We start from the raw sequence: 16552 nt of genomic DNA, 5'->3' as shown, positions 1-16552 counted from the left end.
AGGGTCCCGCAACCGGCAAGGACACCGCACCAGAGAGTTGGTTGGCTGCTTTCCTCAAAGCTTATTTCTCGGCTTGCGGTGGGAAGATGAGACGTTTGTAAGTCGCGTGTTGAAAGCCTGTTGCTCGGCCTGCATCGGGAGCTGATCGGGTGCAACGCGATCCGAACAACGCGCATCAAGCACTGCTCTTACCGCGCACACCGACCATCTGGACAGGTCATTGCCCGCCCACCGTCGCTGGACCTTACGCGGCATGGATGCCGCGTAAGAGCCTACAAGGACGTACTTGCGGCGTGTCCTGCGATGGTGGGCGGGCAAGGGCCCTGCAACAAGGCCACAGAGCAGTCGCTCTAACAAGCATCTATCAACACTGCCCGGCGACTCCAACGCAACCGAGATTCCGAAAGACATCAGGCTGCCACTGCCCGAAAGGCAGGCAGTCACGGCTGTAACTTTTTGCACGCAGGTTGGTCTGCGCAAACCGATGCTGCAATCTGCCAGAATCGGCTGACTTGTCTTATCTGGATGCCGATCAACGATGACTGCTGCTGCGCCGCTTGCTGCTCCCATCAATTCGCCTGCGCGCGTGCTGTTCGCCAGTCTGATCGGCACCACCATCGAGTTCTTCGATTTCTATATCTACGCCACCGCCGCGGTGCTGGTGTTCCCGACACTGTTTTTTCCGGCGGGCGATGGCAGTGCGGCGATGCTGCAGTCGCTGGCGACGTTTGCGGTGGCCTTTATCGCGCGGCCGGTGGGCTCGGCGGTGTTCGGCCATTTCGGCGACCGGATCGGTCGCAAGGCTACCCTGGTTGCGGCGCTGCTGACGATGGGCCTGTCCACCGTGGCGATCGGTTTGCTGCCCAGCTATGCCCAGATCGGCGTGTTCGCACCTGCGTTGCTGGCACTGTGCCGCTTTGGCCAGGGCCTGGGTCTGGGCGGCGAGTGGGGCGGGGCCGTGCTGCTTGCCACCGAAAATGCACCGCCCGGCAAGCGCGTGTGGTACGGCATGTTTCCGCAGCTGGGTGCGCCGCTCGGCTTTCTGCTGTCTACCGGCACCTTTCTCGGCATGGGCGCGGTGCTCGACGATGCGCAGTTCATGCAATGGGGCTGGCGGGTGCCGTTTCTGGCCAGCGCATTGCTGGTGCTGACCGGCCTGTGGGTGCGCCTGAGCATTACCGAGACGCCGGACTTCCAGAAGACCCTGGAGCACAAGACGCGCGTGCGCCTGCCCTTGGGGACGGTGATCTCGCAGCACTGGCCGGCCCTGATCATCGGCACGCTGGGCGCATTCGCCACCTTCGTGCTGTTCTATCTGATGACCGTGTTCGCGCTGGGCTACGGGACCAAGACCCTGGGCTACGACAAGGAGCAATTCCTGCTGTTGCAGATGGCCGGGATCGTGTTTTTCGCGATCGGCATCCCGCTGTCGGCCAGGTTCGGCGACCGGCATGGCGCGCCGTTGGCGATGATGCTGGCCAGTGTGGCGATCATCGCGTTCGGGTTGGCGTTTGCGCCACTGTTCCAGGCCAATCACCCGTTGCAGGTACTCGCATTTCTGGCACTGGGATTCTTCTTCATGGGCCTGACCTACGGCCCCTGCGGCACGCTGCTGGCCGAGCTGTATCCCACTGAGGTGCGCTACACCGGAGCCTCGCTGTCGTTCAACCTGGCCAGCATTCTGGGGGCAGCACCGGCGCCGTACGTGGCCACGCAACTGGCCGCACGCTATGGCGTGCAGGCGGTCGGGCAGTACCTGGGCGCGGCGGCGGTGTTGAGCCTGCTGGCGTTGGTCGTGGCCCGCAGATCGCGTCGGCGGGTTGACGTTTGAAGGCGTGCACGGGGCGGGGCATCGCTGAGGCAGATCACGCCCAGATGCAGAGCGGTCGCTAGCGGAACAGGCGCTTGAGTGTGCGTCCCAGCCAGTTGCCGTGCTGGTGGCTGCGCGCGAACTGGTCCAGATGTGCGATCACCTGCGGCGCATAGGCCTGGTCGTCGCCGCGGATATGGTTGAACAACCAGCGCGAGAGCATGCTGCGGAGTTCGTCGCAGACGTCTTCGCCGGCCTGGAACCGCAGCCGGTACTCGCCGACACGTTTGCCGAAGACCTCGTGCACGCGCTTGTGCGCCAGGCTGAAGGGGTAGCCCGCTTCCTCCATCAGTTCTTCCTCAAAGGCAAAATGCGACAGCGTGTAGTCGATCAATTCGTCGATCACCTCGGCCACTGCCAGGCGTTGCAGGCTGGCGTGCGCGGCATGCAGCTGATTGATCATTTCCACGATGCGCCGGTGTTGGTGATCGATGACCTCGATCCCGGTGTTGAGGTCGTCCTGCCAGACCAGCAAAGCCATCATTCGCCCTTGTTCCATACAATGAGGGCACGATAGGCGCGCGTGATTGCCAACGCGTTGATCTGGATCAAATCCGGCTACGGCAAGCGGGCGGCGTGCGTGCTGCGTAGCGATTCTGTGTCGCCGGCGATACCGCCGGATCGGGCGCGCCGCCGGCCGCGCAGCGCAGGAGCCTGCCCCCGCTCAGCTGGCCAGACGCACCTGGTTGCGGCCGCCGGCCTTGGCCAGGTACAGGTACTTGTCCGCCTCGCCCAGCAGATGGTGCAGCGACTGGCCGTCTTCGGTGGCGATGCATACGCCGATGCTCACCGTCATGCTGAGGGTTTCGTCGCCGATCCGCACGCGCAGTGCGCTGATGCGTTCGCGCAGGGTTTCGAAGTAGCTGGTGGCGTTGGCGGCATCCAGCCCCGGGACCAGCAGGCAGAATTCTTCGCCGCCAAAACGCGCTACCAGATCCTGCGGCCGCGCATGACTGGAGACCGATGCGGCCACCGCGCGTAGCGCCTGGTCACCGGCTTCGTGGCCCCAGGTGTCGTTGATGTGCTTGAAGTGGTCGATGTCCAGCATCGCCGCGGTGACCGTCTGCTCCTGCGACAGCAGGGTGGGGATCACCCGCTGACTTTGTTCCAGGAAATAGCGCCGGTTGGGCAGGCCGGTGAGGAAGTCGCGGGTGGCCAGGTCCTGCAGCGTGCCGATCAGTTCCAACTGGTCCACGTTCTGCGACACACGGCAGAAGAACTCTTCGCGCGAGAACGGCTTGCGCAGGAAATCGTTGGCACCGTTCTTGAGGAAACGCGGGATCAGCGACGAGTCGCTGTTGCCGGAGATGCCGATCACCGCAACCTTGTCGCGTGAACGGATCGCGCGCAGCCGGCGGGTGAATTCCACCCCTTCCATGCCGGGCATTTCCTGGTCGACGATGGTCAGGCGGATGCCGGGATCGCGCTCGATCGCCTGCAGGCCGGCCGCACCGTCGGCCGCCAGCACCACGCGGTAGCCGTACATCGACAGCAACGCGGCCGCATAGGTCCGTGCGGACAGGGAATCGTCCACCACCAGCGCGGCGATGCGGCGATTGCGCTCCAGGCGTTGCACCAGCCAGGCCAGATATTCGATGCTGCCGGGCGCGTTCTTGAGCACGTAATCGATGATCTGCTGCTGCAGCACACGCTGGCGCAGATCCTCGTCGTAGACGCCGCTGACCACCACGGTGGGCAGCTTGCGCGAGAGGAAGAATTCCACGACCTTGTCGCGGTCGCCGTCCACCAACACCAGGCCGGTCAGGACCAGAAACCAGCCGTCTTCTTCGTCCAGTACACGGGCGGCTTCCGCCAGCGTCGATACGACCGTGACCGGCAGCTCCACACGTTGCTCGATGGCCTCGCGCAGCATGCTGGTGAAAGTGCGCGAGTTCTCCACCAGCAACACGCGTTGCGGCAGGACTGCGCTTTCACTATTGCGATGTAGGGTACCTGGGGACATCGGCTGGCCGTGCGGATCGAACCGTCATACCAGCTAACGGCCCTGCTCGCCGAAACTTGAGCGCCGCGTCTCAAAGTGCTCAAGACGGCGCCCTATTCACCACAACGCATCGCGTAGCCGGTACCAACTCATCGCCGCCACCAGCAGCGGCGTACGTAGCAGGCGCCCCCCGGGGAAGGGCCGATGCGGAATGCGCGCAAACACATCCAGCCGTCGGCTCTGGCCGGCGATGGCCTCGGCGATGACCTGGCCGGCCAGGCCGGTGGCGGCGACGCCATGCCCGGAGAATCCCTGCGCAAAATACACGTTGGGCCCCAGCCGTCCCCAGTGCGGGGCGCGATTGCGCGAGATGTCCACGTAGCCGCCCCAAAGGGTTTGCAGCGGCACGTCGTGCAGCTGCGGGAAGACCGTGTGCATGCGCCGTGTCATCAGCCGATCCAGGCCGTGCGGCGGGCGCGAGGAGTAGCTGGCGCGTCCGCCGAACAGCAGCCGGTGGTCGGCGCTGAGCCGGTAGTAGTCCAGCGCCCAGTTGGTATCGGCGACCGCCATGTCGTTGGCGATCAACGCGCGCGCGCGGGCCTGGCCCAGCGGCGGCGTCGCACCGACATAGGTGCCCACCGGCATGATGTGGCGCTCCAGCGCTGTGGAAATGCCCTGCAGCAGGGCATTGCCGGCGATCACGCCGAACTCGGCGCTGACGCTGCCCTGGTCGGTATGCATGGTCACGCGCGTGCCGTGCTCCAGCCGGGAGACCGGCGAAGCCTCGTGGATGCGCACGCCGGCCGCCAGCGCCGCGCGCGCCAGGCCCAGCGCATAGGCCAGCGGATGCAGATGGCCGCTGGCCGGGTCGAACATCGCGCCCAGGTAGAGCGGACTGTCCAGCACCTGCCGCGTACGCGCGCGGTCCCACCATTCCAGCGGGTAGTCGTAGCGTTCGGCCATGCGCATGATGCCGTGCTGCAAGGCCTGCACCTGGCGCGGCTTCAGCGGCACGTGGGCGTGGCCGTCGCGCCAGTCGCAGGCGATGGCGTGGCGTTCGATGCGCGCGCGCAGCAGGCGCATGCCGTCGCGCGAGAAGTCGAACAGCAGCCGCGCGTCGGCATCGCCGACCAGCGCTTCCAGGGTTTCCTGCTCGCAGCCGTAGCCGACGATGGCCTGGCCGCCGTTGCGCCCGGAGGCGCCCCAGCCGATGCGCCTGGCTTCCAGCACGATGACCTTGTAGCCGGCCTCGGCCAGGGCGAGCGCGGCGGTGAGGCCGGTGTAGCCGGCGCCGAGGATGCAGACATCGGCACGTTGCACGCCCTGCAGGCATGGTTGCTCCGGCAAGACCGGCGTGCTGCGGGCGTACCAGCTGTCGGGATAGCCGTTACCCGACGGATCGGCAGGCGGCAGCGATGTGGCCGGGCCGTCCATCAGACGATCCGCAGGTACCGGGCGTAATCCAGATCCGGCACCTGCGCCTGGTAGTCGAGCAGCTCGCGCTGTTTCTGCTGGCCGAACACGTGCTGGAACTGGCTGCCGAACTGCGCGCCGACAAAGTCGCTGGCGCCGAATGCATCCACCGCGGCTTGCCAGGTGCGCGGCCGAAAGACCGCTTGCGCATAGGCATTGCCGGTGACTGGCGCGCTGGGCTCGCCGGGATGTTGCAGGCCGTCAAGCACGGCCGCCAGCACGGCGGCGGCGGCCAGGTACGGATTGGCATCGGCGCCGGCGATGCGATGCTCGATGCGGGTGTTGCGTGCATCGCTATGCGGGATGCGCAGCGCCACGGTGCGGTTGTTGAAGCCCCAGCTCGCATCCAGCGGCACGAAGGCATTGCTGACGAACCTGCGGTAGCTATTGGCGTGCGGCGCGAACATCAGCAGCGAGGCATCGGCGTGCCGCTGCAGGCCGGCGATGGCATGGCGCAGGCGGTCGGCGGGTACATCGACGCTGCCGGCAAACACGTTGTGCCCGTCGACGTCGAGCAGGCTCACGTGCAGGTGCAGGCCGCTGCCGGCCTGGCCAGGAAACGGCTTGGCCATGAAGCTGGCGAGCTTGCCCTGCTGTTGCGCAATCGCCTTGATGGTGCGCTTGAGCAGGATCGCCTCGTCGCAGGCGGCCACCGCATCGGCGCGATGCTGCAGGTTGATTTCGAACTGGCCGGGTGCGTATTCGGCCACGGCGGTGTCGGCCGGGATGCCTTGCTGCCGGCAGGCGGCAGTCACCGCGTCGGTGAAGGTGCGCTGGTCGTCCAGGTCCTGCAAGGAATACACCTGGGTGCTGTCGCTGCGCGCACCGGTCTGCGGGTCGCGTGGCGTCTGCGGGCGTCCCTGCGCATCGGGCACCGCATCGAACAGGTAGAACTCCAGTTCCACCGCAATGACCGGGGTCAGGCCGAGCGCAGCAAAACCGTGCAGCACGCGCTGCAAGACCGCGCGCGGCGCGACCTCGAACACGCTGCCGTCCGGCTGATGCATCGCCAGCAGCAGCTGCGCCATCGGCCGCGGTGCCCACGGCACCGGGCGCAGCGAGCCGGCGATGGGCCGGCAGATGCGATCAGCATCGCCGATGGCGTAGCCCAGCCCGGTTTCCTCGACGGTATTGCCGGTGATGTCGGTGGCGATCAGCGACATCGGCAGGCACACGCCATCGCGATAGACCTTGTCCAGGACTTCGGCTGTCACACGTTTGCCACGCAGCACGCCATTGGTGTCGGGCAACAGCAGATCGACCGCTTCGCAGCCATCGATCCGCGCCAGCGTGGCGGCATCGGCGGCGGGCACGCACGCGACGGAGTTCTCGGAAACCATGGGCACCACCTGCAAGGTCGCCGCTCAGACTAGCAAAGCACATGTGATCGTTAGCAACAGTGCGCGTGTGGACCCTGGCAATGCAGGTGGCCGCACGGTAAGTTCGCGGGCATCGGCAACGCATCCCATCAACCCGTGACGAGCATTCGCTGACAAGTCGTCGCGGTCGGAGGGATGCAGGTGATGCGCAAGCCGACAGCTGCGCGCCACATCTGCCCTGTACAGTGCCAGCGCCTGCCTGGTGGCGCGCGCAGACGCGATGCAGCCTCGTTCAACCGGGAGATCCGCATGGCTGTCGTTCCACTGGTCGGGTTGCCGACCGATCGCATCCAGCAAGGGCCGCATCCGTTTCTGGCCACCGGCGAAAAGTACATCCGCGCGGTGGTGGACGCAGCCGGAGCCATGCCGGTGCTGTTGCCGAGCCTGCAGCCCACGCTGGATGCGCGCGCGTGGCTGGATCGCCTGGATGGCCTGTTGCTGACCGGTGCGGTGAGCAATGTCGAGCCGCATCACTACAGCGACGAGCCGAGCTGGGAGGGCAATCCGCACGACCCGGCGCGCGATGCCACCAGCCTGGGGCTGATCCCGCAGGCACTGGCGCGTGGCCTGCCGGTGCTGGCGATCTGCCGCGGGCTGCAGGAGGTCAACGTGGCGCTGGGCGGGCGCCTGCATCAACGCGTGCATGACGTGCCCGGTCTGGCCGATCACCGAGAGGACCGCGCCATGCCGCTGGACACGCAGTACGGTCCGGCGCATCCGGTGCAGCTGCACCCCGGCGGCCTGCTGGCCGGCATGAGCGACAGCGCGCAGGTCACGGTGAACTCGCTGCACGGGCAGGGCATTGCACGCCTGGCCGATGGCCTGCTGATCGAGGCAACCGCGCCGGATGGCCTGATCGAAGCCTTTCGCGGCCCCGGGCCGGGCTTTCTGCTCGCGGTGCAGTGGCATCCGGAGTGGCGTGTCACACAGCATCCGTTCTACCGTGCCATCTTCCAGGCCTTCGGCGAGGCCTGTCGCCAATACGCCGCTCGACGCGGTCAGTGAGGTTGCATGTCGATCCGCACCCGTTCGCGCACATCCACGCCCAAGCAGCCCGAGAGCGCGCTGCGCCGCTGGCTCAAGGACCGTCACATCACCGAGGTCGAGTGCCTGGTGCCGGATATCACCGGCAACGCACGCGGCAAGATCATTCCGGCGGACAAGTTTTCGCACGACTACGGCACCCGGCTGCCGGAAGGCATCTTCGCCACCACCGTCACCGGCGATTTCCCGGACGATTACTACGAGCTGACCTCGCCATCGGATTCGGACATGCATCTGCGCCCGGACGCGTCCACCGTGCGCATGGTGCCGTGGGCGGCCGACCCCACCGCGCAGGTCATCCACGATTGCTACACCAAGGACGGCCAGCCGCATGAGCTTGCCCCGCGCAATGTGCTGCGGCGCGTGCTCGACGCCTATGCCGAAGCCAAGCTGCAACCGATGGTGGCGCCGGAGCTGGAATTCTTCCTGGTGCAGAAGAACACCGACCCGGACTTCCCGTTGTTGCCGCCGGCCGGGCGCTCGGGTCGGCCGGAGACTGCGCGGCAGTCGTATTCGATCGATGCGGTCAACGAGTTCGACCCGATCCTGGACCTGATGTACGACTACTGCGATGCGATGGAACTGGACGTGGATACGCTGATCCACGAATCCGGCGCCGCGCAGCTGGAGGTCAACTTCACCCACGCCGATGCGCTCTCGCGCGCCGATCAGGTGTTCCTGTTCAAGCGCACCATGCGCGAGGCCGCGCTGCGGCATGGCGTGTATGCGACGTTTCTGGCCAAGCCGATGGAGACCGAGCCGGGCAGTGCGATGCATATCCATCAGAGCCTGCTGCATGCCGGCACCGGCAAGAACGTGTTCAGCGGCAAACGCGACGGCGGCTTCAGCGACACCTTTGCGCACTATCTCGGTGGCCTGCAGAAATACATTCCGATGGCGATGGGGCTGCTGGCGCCCAACGTCAATTCCTACCGGCGGCTGATGTTCGGCGAGGTGTCGCCGAGCAATGTGCTGTGGGGTTTCGACAATCGCACCTGCGGGCTGCGGGTGCCGATCGATGTGCCGCAGAACATGCGGGTGGAAAGCCGCTTTGCGGGCTCCGACGCCAATCCGTACCTGGCGATGGCGGCGACCCTGGCCTGCGGGTTGCTCGGCATCCGCGAGAAGCTCGAGCCGACCGCGCCGATCAGCAGCAACGGCAAGGAGCAGGGCTACGATCTGCCGCGCTCGTTGGGCGAGGCGCTGGATGGGCTGGAGGGCTGCGAGGCCTTGCAGGAAATGCTGGGGCGGCGCTTCGTGCGCGCCTACATCTCGGTCAAGCGCAAGGAGTACGAGACGTTCTTCCGCGTGATCAGTTCGTGGGAGCGGGAGTTCCTGTTGTTGAATGTGTGAGGCGTCTGCGCTCGGCACAGCGTGCCGCGCCGCTTCTTTCTCCCCTCGGGAGAAGCTGCCCAAAGGGCGGATGAGGGCAGGTCGTCTGGCCATGGTCCAGGCCCACGTGCATTGCTGGCGTCCCATGCGTTTTGCGCCAGTTGCTTTTTATAACGCCACTGCATTCGCGCCACTGGCGTGAGCCACCTTCCGGAGCAAGCCGTGCACCCCACTGTGTTGGAAACCTTGCAGCAGCTCGATGCCGCCCATCACCTGCATCCGTTCAACGATAACGCGGCATTGGCCGAAAAGGGCACGCGCATCCTGACCCGTGGCGAGGGCGTGTATGTCTGGGACGCGCAGGGCAACAAGTTGCTGGATGCGTTCGGCGGCTTGTGGTGCGTGAATGTCGGCTACGGGCGCAAGGAGCTGGCACAGGCGGCGGCGCGCCAGATGGAACAGCTGGCGTACTACAACAGCTTCTTCCAGTGCACCACCGAGCCCACCATCCATCTGGCCGCCAAGCTGGCGGAGCTGACGCCGGGCGATCTGAACCATGCGTTCTTCGCCAACTCCGGGTCGGAGGCCAACGACACCATCCTGCGGCTGGTGCGGCATTTCTGGGCGGTGCAGGGGCAGCCGGAAAAACGCATCTTCATCGGCCGTCATGATGGTTACCACGGCACCACCATGGCCGGTGCCAGCCTGGGCGGCATGCGCGGCATGCACAGGCAGGGTGGCCTGCCGATTCCGGATATCCACCACATCGCGCCGCCGTATCACTTCGGCGATGGCGGGGAGATGGATCCAGAGGAGTATGGCTTGCTGGCGGCCAAGCGTCTGGAAGCCAAGATTCTGCAACTCGGCGCAGAGAACGTGGCGGCCTTCATCGGCGAGCCGATCATGGGTGCGATCGGTGTATACATCCCGCCGCGCAGCTACTGGCCGGAAATCGAGCGCATCTGCCGGCGCTACGACGTGCTGCTGGTGGCCGACGAGGTGATCTGCGGGTTCGGGCGTACCGGTGCCTGGTTCGGTGCGGATTATTTCGGCTTCCAGCCCGACGTGATGACGCTGGCCAAGGGCATCACCTCCGGCTATATCCCGTTGGCGGCGGCGATGTTCAACGATCGCGTGGCCGGGGTGCTCAAGGCGCAGGGTGGCGAGCTCGCGCACGGCGGCACCTATGCGGGGCATCCGGTCTGCGCGGCGGTGGCGCTGGAGAACCTGCGCCTGCTACAGGACGAAGGCATCGTGGACACCGCGCGTACCCGGATCGCGCCGTACCTGGCGCAACGCTGGGCCGAGCTGGGCGAGCACCGGCTGGTCGGCGAGGCGCGTATCGCCGGCCTGGTCGGGGCACTGGAACTGGTGCCGGACAAACGCCGGCGCGGGGTCTATTCTCCCGAACGCGGTCGGGTCGGTGCGCTGTGCCGCGATTTCGCGCTGCGGCGCGGGCTGATCCTGCGTGCCACCTACGACGCGATGCTGCTGTCGCCGCCATTGATCATCACCCACGAACAGGTGGATGAGCTGTTCGACAAGGCCTGGGCGGCGCTGGACGATACTGCGCAGGCGCTGGGCATCGGTGCGGCGTAAGCCCGCCGGCGCACGTCAAGCTTTGCCGGTCGCGTACCCGCGAGGGCGGCCGGCAGAGGCGGTCGCGGCAACTGCCGCGCCGGCCAGTGGGTGCATACGGTTGGTTTCCGCCACGCCGCGCTGTGCAAACACAACCACCATGGGTAGGCTGGCCCTTCGACCGGCCGCATCCCGGCCCGCCCTGATCGCGCTGCCCTGGAGACCCGCATGACGCTGCGACTGCTCGCCCTGACGCTGTCCACCACCTTGCTGGCCGCCTGCGGTGGCAGCAATGCACCCGGCGGTGCCGAGGCGCAGGCCAAGGTGCTCAATGTCTACAACTATTCGGACTACATCGCCGAAGACACCATTCCCGCGTTCGAGAAGAGCACCGGCATCAAGGTCACCTACGACGTCTTCGACAGCGACGAGATGGTGGAAACCAAGCTGCTTGCCGGTGGCAGCGATTACGACGTGGTAGTGCCCACGCTGAACTTCTTCGGCCGGCAGATCCAGGCCGGCGTGTTCCTGCCGCTGGACAAAGCCAAGATCCCCAATCTGGCCAATCTGGACCCGGACATCATGCGGCGCATTGCCGCGCAGGACCCGGGCAACGCCTATGGCGTGCCGTACATGATCGGCACCACCGGCATCGGCTACAACGTGGACAAGCTCAAGGCGATCTTCGGCAACACCGAGGTTGCCAACAGCTGGGACCTGGTGTTCAAGCCGGAAAACCTGTCCAGGTTGAAGGACTGCGGCGTGACCCTGCTGGACACGCCCTCGGACCTGATTCCGATCGCGCTCAATTACCTGGGCCTGGATCCGCACAGCAGCGTGCCGGCCGAAATCGAGCAGGCCGCCGCGCTGATCAAGACGATCCGCCCGTACGTACAGAACTTTCATTCCAGCCAGTACGTGACCTCGCTGGCCAATGGCAACACTTGCCTGGCGGTGGGCTGGTCGGGTGACATCATCCAGGCGCGCGACCGTGCGGTGGAAGCCGGCAACGGCATCAAGGTGGCCTATGCGATCCCCAGGGAAGGTGCGCCGCAGTGGTTCGACATGCTGGCCATTCCCAAGGACGCCAAGCACCCCGACAACGCCTACGCCTTCATCAATTATCTGTTGAAGCCGGACGTGGCCGCGGCCAACAGCAACTTCATCCACTACGCCAACCCGGTGCGCACCGCCACGCCACTGGTGGACGCGGCGATCCGCAACGACCCCACCATCTATCCGCCGCCGGAGGTGACCGCCAAGATGTTCACCTATGCGATCAATCCGCCGGAGGTGGACCGGCTGTACACGCGGCTGTGGACCGAGATCAAGACCGGTCGCTGACGACGCAGGCATTCCTCCATTCCTGTAACAACGCCTGCCATTCGCGCGTTTGGAAGTCCGAGCGCGCGCTGACTGCGGTCATCACGCAATCTGTACCGGGCGGTTCAAATAATTGTATGGTTGCGCCGCCTTCGCCGGACCGCTGATGCGGCACGTCGTTGCGCGCGCCTCGCCCACGACACAGGACGCCTCATTTTGAGCAACCACGACCAGCAGTCCAACGACGGCCAGCCTTCGGGCACGGATGCGCAAGGCACCGGCGCGCACAACGAGCAGGAGCCGCCCAAGCCCTCGCCGTTGAAGAATCCCAAGGTCAAATGGACGCTGATCGTGGTCGGCGTGCTGGTGGTGGTGCTGCTGGTTATCTGGCTGGCCTATTACCTGATCAAGGGCCGCTACATGCAGGACACCAACAATGCCTACCTGCAGGCCGACTCGGTGGCCGTGGCGCCGCGGGTCAGCGGCTACGTGACCAAGGTGATGGTGGGCGACAACCAGATCGTGGAAGCCGGCCAGCCGCTGTTGCAGATCGACGACCGCACCTACCAGGCGACCCTGCAGCAGGCCGAAGCCGCGATCGCCGCGCGCCAGGCTGATATCGCCGCGGCCACCGCCAATGTGTCCGGGCAGGAGTCGGCGCTGGTGCAGGCGCGTAGCCAGGTGACCTCGGCAGCGGCAAGCCTGACCTTTGCCCAGGCCGAAGTGAAGCGCTTCGCCCCGCTGGCCGCCTCCGGCGCCGACACTCACGAACATCAGGAAAGCCTGCAGCACGAACTGCAACGCGCACGCGCCCAGTACGAGGCCGCGCAGGCGCAGGCCAAGGGCGCGCAGAGCCAGATCCTGGCCAGCAACGCGCAGTTGGAGCAGGCCCAGGCCGGCCTCAAGCAGGCCAGCGCCGATGCCGACCAGGCCCGCGTGGCGGTGGAAGACACCTTGCTGACCAGCCGCATCCACGGCCGAGTCGGCGACAAGACCGTGCAGGTCGGCCAGTTCCTCGGGGCCGGCACCCGCACCATGACCATCGTGCCGCAGGAATCGCTGTACCTGATCGCCAATTTCAAGGAAACCCAGGTCGGCCTGATGCGTCCCGGCCAGCCCGCCGAGATCGAGGTCGATGCCTTGTCGGGCGTCAAGCTGCACGGCAAGGTCGAGAGCCTGTCGCCGGGCACCGGCTCGCAGTTCGCGTTGCTGCCGCCGGAAAACGCCACCGGCAACTTCACCAAGGTGGTGCAGCGCGTGCCGGTGCGCATCCGCGTGCTGGCCGGCGACGAGGCGCGCAAGGTACTGGTGCCGGGCATGTCGGTCGAGGTCACCGTGGACACGCGCTCGGCCAAGGACGCCAAGCAACGGGCCGAGGAGGAATCCGATCGCGTGCAGGCGCAGGAGCGCGCGCGATGAATGCAACGGCAGCCACCGGCCCGCGTGCCGGCGGCAGCGCGCAACGCGAGAAGGCCGAGCCGGGCGCCTGGCTGGCGGTGCTGGCCGGCACCATCGGCTCGTTCATGGCGACGCTGGACATCTCCATCGTCAACGCGGCGCTGCCCACCATCCAGGGCGAGGTCGGCGCCAGCGGCACCGAAGGCACCTGGATCTCCACCGCGTATCTGGTTGCCGAGATCATCATGATCCCGCTGACCGGCTGGTTCGTGCGCACGCTGGGCCTGCGCAACTTCCTGCTGATCTGCGCGGTGATGTTCACCGCGTTTTCGGTGGTGTGCGGGCTGTCGACCTCGTTGACGATGATGATCATCGGCCGTGTGGGGCAGGGCCTGGCCGGTGGTGCGCTGATTCCGACCGCGCTGACCATCGTCGCCACCCGGCTGCCGCCGAGCCAGCAGACCATGGGCACCGCGCTGTTCGGCATGACCGTGATCATGGGCCCGGTGATTGGCCCGCTGCTGGGCGGCTGGCTCACCGAGAACGTCAGCTGGCACTACGCCTTCTTCATCAACGTGCCGATCTGCGTCGGCCTGGTGGCCTTGCTGCTGCTTGGCCTCAAGCATGAAAAAGGCGACTGGGCCGGCCTGCTCAATGCCGACTGGCTGGGCATCTACGGCCTGACCGCCGGCCTGGGCGGGCTCACCGTGGTGCTGGAAGAGGGCCAGCGCGAGCGCTGGTTCGAATCCAGCGAGATCAATACGCTGAGCGTGATCGCGCTGAGCGGGTTCATCGCATTGGTGATTTCGCAATTTCGCCGGCGCGCGCCGGTAATCCGGCTGTCGCTGCTGCTGCATCGCAGTTTCGGTGCGGTGTTCGTCATGATCATGGCGGTGGGCATGATCCTGTTCGGCGTCATGTACATGATTCCGCAGTTCCTGGCGGTGATCTCCGGCTACAACACCGAGCAGGCCGGCTACGTGCTGCTGCTGTCAGGCCTGCCGACCGTGCTGCTGATGCCGATGATGCCCAAGCTGCTGGAGGTGGTGGACGTGCGCATCCTGGTGATCGCCGGGCTGATCTGCTTTGCCGCAGCCTGCTTCGCCAATCTGTCGCTGACCGCCGACACCGTGGGCATGCATTTTGTCGCCGGCCAGTTGTTGCAGGGTTGCGGCCTGGCGCTGGCGATGATGTCGTTGAACCAGGCGGCCATCTCCTCGGTGCCGCCCGAACTGGCCGGCGATGCGTCCGGCCTGTTCAACGCCGGCCGCAACCTGGGCGGCTCGGTGGGGCTTGCGCTGATCTCCACCTTCCAGGAGCGCCGCATGACCTTCCATACCGAAACCATCGGCAGCGCGATCACCGCCAATTCCTCGCGCGCGCAGGATTTTCTTTCCAGGTTGACTGCGCAGATGCAGGGCAGCGCCGGCGGCGAGGCGGCCATTCGCTCGATCGCGCAGCTGGCGCGCCTGGTGCAGCAGCAGGCCCTGGTGATGACCTATAGCGATCTGTTCTGGATCTTCGGCGTGATCGTGGTCTGCACGATTCCGCTGGCCTTTTTGCTCAAGCCGTTACCCAAGGGGGCGCACCTTGCAATGCACTGATTCCATGCGCCTGATCCGCATGCCCCTGGCGGCGGCGTTGAGCGTGGTTTTGCTCGGCGGCTGCATGCTTGGCCCCAACTACACCAAGCCCCCGGCGGTGGCCGACACGGCGGTGCAGGCGCCGGCCCTGCATCGCGCCGCTGGCGCCGACGTGGTCGCTGCCGCGCCGTTGAATCATTGGTGGGAGGAGCTGCAGGACCCGACGCTCACCCAGCTGGTCACCCAGGCCCTGGCCGACAGCCCCAACCTGCGTGCGGCGCAGGCGCGGCTGCGCGCCAACCGCGCACTGGCCAGCCAGCGCCGTGCCGAGCGCCTGCCCAAGCTCAACGCCAGCGCGGTGTATGCGTATGCCGAGCCGCCGCAGACCATCGTCGATACCTTGGGCGGCTTGCAGAATGGCCAGAACGGCCAGCCACCGGCACAGGGCAGCGAGGCGCTGGATCTTGAAAAGACCCAGATCTACAGCGCCGGTTTCGATGCCAGCTGGGAGCTGGATTTCTTCGGCCGCCGCCGTCGCGCCGCCGAAGGCGCGCTGGCACAGGCGCAGGCCTCGGAAGCCGAGCTGGCCGATGCGCAGGTGCAGCTGGCAGCCGAAGTGGGGCAGGTATACCTCAACTACCGCGGCTTGCAGGCGCGGCTGGCGATCGCCGATGCAAACCTGGACAAGATCGGGCAGACCCTGCGCCTGACCCAGCAGCGCCGCGAGCGTGGCGCTGCGTCGGACCTGCAGGTCGAACAGATCGCCACGCAAGTGCAGCAGCAACAGGCGCAGCGCCTGCCGCTGGAGATGCAGTCGCAGGAAGCGCTGGACCAGCTGGCGCTGATGGTGGGGCGCGAGCCCGGCGCGCTGGACGCGCAGTTGAGCGCGCCGCAGCCGTTGCCGATGCTGCCCACGCAGGTGCGCGTGGACGATGCCGGGGCCCTGATCCGTCGCCGCCCCGACGTGCGCAAGGCCGAGCGCGAACTGGCTGCCTCCAGCGCGCAGATCGGCGAGGCCTTGAACGGGTATTTTCCGCAGGTGAGCCTGCTGGGCGGCCTGAGCTGGGTCGCTGGCTCGCCCAGCGATTTCAATTCCGACGCCTTGACCACGCTGGCGGTGCCGATGCTGCGCTGGTCGATCTTCGACTTCGGCCGCACCAAGGCACAGGTGGAGCAGGCACGTGCCGGCAACGCCGGCCGCGAGGCGGCGTACGAGGGCGCGGTGCTGGCTGCGTTGCAGGATGCCAATTCGGCATTGGCGCGCTTCGGCTCGGCACGCAAGCAGCTGGTGGTGGCGCGGCAGGCCGAAGCCTCGGCCACGCGTTCGGCCGGCTTGATGCAGCAACGGCGCGATGCCGGTGCCACCTCGTCGATCGATCTGCTCGACGTGCAGCGCCAGCAGCTGTCCGCGCAGGACGCCGCCGCACAGGCACAGGTGCAGTTGCTGGTGAACTACGTCGCGCTGCAGAAGAGCCTGGGTCTGGGCTGGAGCGCGCCGGTGCCGGAGCCACGCTGATTGATGCCCGTTGCGGCGGGCGTCGGCGCTCCGTTCGCGGTAGGGTGTCGCTCTGGCGCACACGCTGCGCTGCTGCAGCGCCCGCGCCGGCAGGCGGTCACCCGATGTAGCAAG

At 66.5% G+C, this 16552-nt stretch carries 12 protein-coding genes; 8 read left to right on the top strand and 4 right to left on the bottom strand.

The genetic code is table 11. The features are described from left to right. Positions 1-538 precede the first annotated feature (538 nt). Positions 539-1831: an MFS transporter gene (locus KHN93_RS12365; protein WP_104589838.1), complete on the top strand. Its 1293-nt coding sequence runs from the start codon at positions 539-541 to the stop codon at positions 1829-1831. Between the two features lie 58 nt (positions 1832-1889). Here KHN93_RS12365 and KHN93_RS12360 read toward each other — a convergent pair whose 3' ends face one another. The 4 genes from KHN93_RS12360 to KHN93_RS12345 all read right to left on the bottom strand — a co-directional run bounded on the left by KHN93_RS12360 (position 1890) and on the right by KHN93_RS12345 (position 6625). Beyond that, positions 1890-2351 (bottom strand): bacteriohemerythrin, encoded by a 462-nt coding sequence (locus tag KHN93_RS12360; RefSeq protein ID WP_039526813.1) that lies wholly within the window; start codon positions 2349-2351, stop codon positions 1890-1892. A 183-nt stretch (positions 2352-2534) separates the two neighbouring features. Further along, positions 2535-3833, bottom strand: coding sequence for a diguanylate cyclase (locus KHN93_RS12355; protein ID WP_039512053.1), 1299 nt, complete (start codon positions 3831-3833; stop codon positions 2535-2537). Positions 3834-3929: 96 nt separating this feature from the next. Continuing rightward, a complete protein-coding gene (locus tag KHN93_RS12350) occupies positions 3930-5246 on the bottom strand; it encodes an NAD(P)/FAD-dependent oxidoreductase (RefSeq protein WP_211920238.1) in 1317 nt (438 codons plus the stop codon). Further along, positions 5246-6625, bottom strand: coding sequence for a glutamine synthetase family protein (locus KHN93_RS12345; protein WP_211920236.1), 1380 nt, complete (start codon positions 6623-6625; stop codon positions 5246-5248). The genes KHN93_RS12350 and KHN93_RS12345 overlap by 1 nt, the downstream gene beginning before the upstream one ends. Before the next feature lie 288 nt (positions 6626-6913). Between KHN93_RS12345 and KHN93_RS12340 the strand changes: the two genes are divergently transcribed. The 7 genes from KHN93_RS12340 (at position 6914) to KHN93_RS12310 (ending at position 16438) form a co-directional block, all read left to right on the top strand. Then, entirely contained in the window at positions 6914-7669 is a 756-nt protein-coding gene (locus KHN93_RS12340) for a gamma-glutamyl-gamma-aminobutyrate hydrolase family protein (RefSeq protein ID WP_211920234.1), read from the top strand. A 6-nt stretch (positions 7670-7675) separates the two neighbouring features. Further along, the gene (locus KHN93_RS12335) at positions 7676-9061 is read left to right on the top strand and encodes a glutamine synthetase family protein (RefSeq protein ID WP_211920232.1); all 1386 of its coding nucleotides are present in this window, start codon (positions 7676-7678) and stop codon (positions 9059-9061) included. 201 nt (positions 9062-9262) lie between these two features. Further along, positions 9263-10639 (top strand): aspartate aminotransferase family protein, encoded by a 1377-nt coding sequence (locus KHN93_RS12330; RefSeq protein ID WP_211920230.1) that lies wholly within the window; start codon positions 9263-9265, stop codon positions 10637-10639. Positions 10640-10846: 207 nt separating this feature from the next. After that, positions 10847-11962 (top strand): polyamine ABC transporter substrate-binding protein, encoded by a 1116-nt coding sequence (locus tag KHN93_RS12325; RefSeq protein WP_047130335.1) that lies wholly within the window; start codon positions 10847-10849, stop codon positions 11960-11962. A 195-nt stretch (positions 11963-12157) separates the two neighbouring features. Beyond that, positions 12158-13360 carry an HlyD family secretion protein gene (locus KHN93_RS12320; RefSeq protein WP_102584755.1) on the top strand — a complete coding sequence of 401 codons (1203 nt, stop codon included), beginning with the start codon at positions 12158-12160 and terminating at the stop codon, positions 13358-13360. Further along, the gene (locus KHN93_RS12315; RefSeq protein ID WP_211920228.1) at positions 13357-14943 is read left to right on the top strand and encodes an MDR family MFS transporter; all 1587 of its coding nucleotides are present in this window, start codon (positions 13357-13359) and stop codon (positions 14941-14943) included. The genes KHN93_RS12320 and KHN93_RS12315 overlap by 4 nt, the downstream gene beginning before the upstream one ends. Positions 14944-14947: 4 nt before the next feature. Continuing rightward, positions 14948-16438 carry an efflux transporter outer membrane subunit gene (locus KHN93_RS12310; protein WP_166764475.1) on the top strand — a complete coding sequence of 497 codons (1491 nt, stop codon included), beginning with the start codon at positions 14948-14950 and terminating at the stop codon, positions 16436-16438. The last annotated feature ends 114 nt before the right edge of the window (positions 16439-16552 follow it).

This window comes from Xanthomonas arboricola pv. juglandis, from assembly GCF_905367715.1.
GTDB classification, from domain to species: domain Bacteria; phylum Pseudomonadota; class Gammaproteobacteria; order Xanthomonadales; family Xanthomonadaceae; genus Xanthomonas; species Xanthomonas arboricola.
Note: the sequence above shows the minus strand (reverse complement) of the source record. Positions and strands in the feature narration are given on the sequence as shown.